The following is a 1,670-nucleotide window of genomic DNA, read 5'->3' on the forward strand; positions in this document are numbered from 1 at the left end:
AACACCTTCGGCGCGCGCACGATCGCGCGCCCGATGGCCACGCGCTGGCGCTGGCCACCCGACAGGTCCTTGGGCGTGCGGTCCAGGTACTGCGTGAGGTTCAGCGTTTTCGCCGCGTACTCGACCTTGGTCCTGATCTCGTCCTTGGCCACGCCCGCGAGCTTGAGCGCGAAGGACATGTTGTCGTACACGCTCATGTGCGGATAGAGCGCATAGCTCTGGAACACCATCGCCAGGTCGCGCTTGCCCGAAGGCGCCCAGGTGATGTCCTTGCCGTCGAGCATCAGGTTGCCGCTGGTGATCGGCTCCAGGCCCGCGATCAGCCGCAGCAGCGTCGACTTGCCGCAGCCCGAGGGCCCGACGAAGACGATGAATTCGCCCTTCTGGATTTCGAGGTCGACGCCCTTGATGATGTTGACGTCACCAAAGCTCTTCTTGATGTTTTTGAGTTCGAGGTAGGCCATGAGATGTCTCCCTTTCTTTACTTGACGGCGCCGAAGGTCAGGCCCTGGACGAGTTGTTTTTGGCTGAACCAGCCGAACACGACGATGGGCGCAATGGCCATCAGCGAGGCGGCCGACAACTTGGCCCAGAACAGGCCCTCGGGGCTGGAGTACGAGGCGATCAGCGTCGCGAGCGTGCCGGCCTTGGCGGAGGTGAGGTTCAGTGCCCAGAAGGCCTCGTTCCAGCTCAGCACCAGGCACAGGAGACCGGTCGATGCGAGCCCGCCGACCGACAGCGGCATCACGACATGGCGGAACTCGGTCCACAGGCTCGCGCCGTCCATGCGCGCGGCTTCGAGGATCTCGTTCGGAATGTCCTTGTAGGCGCTGTAGAGCATCCACACCATGATCGGCAGGTTCGACAGCGTGAACACGATGGTCAGCGCGGTGAGCGAATCCAGCATGCCCGCGGTCTGCGCGAGCACGTAGATCGGCACCAGCGCGCCGACGGCCGGCATCATCTTGGTGGAGAGCATCCACATGAGGATGTCGCGCGTCTTCTTCGTGCGGAAGAAGGCCATCGAGTACGCGGCGGGCGCGGCGATCAGCAAGCCGAGGATCGTCGAACCCAGGCTGGTGATGAGCGAGTTGCGCGCATACAGCAGGTAGTCGCTGCGGCGCTGCACTTCGCCGAAGTTGTCGAGCGTGGGCTCGAAGATGAAAAGCGGCGGCACATGGATCGCCTGCAGCTCCGTCTTGAAGGCCGTGAGAAACAGCCAGCCGAGCGGGAAGAACAGGAGCAGCGCCACGGCCCACGCACCGACGGTGCGCAGCAGTTGGGGAAGGAAGTTGCTGGGTTGCATGGTCATTCCTTCAATCGAGGTTCTTGCCGATGATTCGGATGAGGAAAAAGGCCACGATGTTGGCCAGCACCACCGCGAACAGCGCACCGGCCGAGGCCACGCCCACGTCGAAATTCATCAGCGACTGCTTGAAGATCAGGTAGGTCATGTTCGTGCTCTCGTTGCCCGGTCCGCCATTGGTGGTGATGGCGATCTCGGCGAACACGCTGAGCAGAAAGATCATCTCGATCATGATCACCACCGCCATCGGCCGGCCCAGGTGCGGGATGGTGAGATAGAAGAAGCGCTGGAGGGAACTCGCGCCGTCCATGCGCGCGGCTTCCATCTGCTCGCGGTCGAGCGACTGCAGCGAGGTGATGAAGAT

The 1,670-nt window shown here is 62.6% G+C and carries 3 protein-coding genes; all 3 read right to left on the reverse strand.

The genetic code is table 11. From position 1 onward, the window contains the following. Nucleotides 1–464 (reverse strand): ABC transporter ATP-binding protein (locus tag NU688_RS33870; protein WP_257865366.1); only part of this gene is annotated, 464 nt, incomplete at its 3' end. A 17-nt stretch (nt 465–481) separates the two neighbouring features. Then, nucleotides 482–1,306, reverse strand: coding sequence for a carbohydrate ABC transporter permease (locus NU688_RS33875; RefSeq protein ID WP_013539656.1), 825 nt, complete (start codon nt 1,304–1,306; stop codon nt 482–484). Nucleotides 1,307–1,316: 10 nt separating this feature from the next. After that, nucleotides 1,317–1,670 (reverse strand): carbohydrate ABC transporter permease (locus NU688_RS33880; protein ID WP_257865369.1); only part of this gene is annotated, 354 nt, incomplete at its 5' end.

It is taken from the genome of Variovorax sp. ZS18.2.2, assembly GCF_024701975.1.
In the GTDB taxonomy this organism is placed as follows: Bacteria; Pseudomonadota; Gammaproteobacteria; order Burkholderiales; family Burkholderiaceae_C; genus Variovorax.